The organism is Dietzia massiliensis, assembly GCF_018390595.1.
Lineage (GTDB): Bacteria > Actinomycetota > Actinomycetes > Mycobacteriales > Mycobacteriaceae > Dietzia > Dietzia massiliensis.
Genome location: NZ_JAHBAV010000272.1, coordinates 1 through 392, shown reverse-complemented (window position 1 = coordinate 392; position 392 = coordinate 1). Strand labels below are relative to the sequence as shown.

The 392-nt window shown below is 65.3% G+C and carries 1 protein-coding gene; it reads left to right on the top strand.

What is annotated here, in order from left to right:
• Positions 1-307: helix-turn-helix domain-containing protein (locus KHA85_RS17175; protein ID WP_236885859.1), on the top strand; the 307-nt coding region annotated here is incomplete at its 5' end.
• Between the last annotated feature and the right edge of the window lie 85 nt (positions 308-392).

Here is a 392-nt window from a genome sequence, read left to right as displayed (position 1 = left end):
CCGTAGACTATGTGCAACATCAGCACCCAGAGAGCAGGCCCACATGTCTGACGTTGACGACGAGGCTATCCAGGAGCGGCTCGGCGCGAAAATCAAGGCCCGCCGTGAAAAGCAGGGATTGTCGCAGGGCGCCCTGGCTGAGCGCAGTGGCATCCACCGCACCTACGTGAATCAGGTCGAACATGGGCGTAAAAACGTCACCATCGCTCTGCTGGCGCGCATCTCGGCGGCATTGGGGACGACACCATCGGTGCTGACGCAGGGCATCCTTGTGGATAGCTCCGAGGGAGCCGGCCCGGGCACCTAATGGCCGGGCTAGTTTCCGCGCCCTCGGCCGGTCGCTCGGGCGGCGACGTGCCCCCGCGGCGCTAAGCACCTCGGGGGCCACTTGA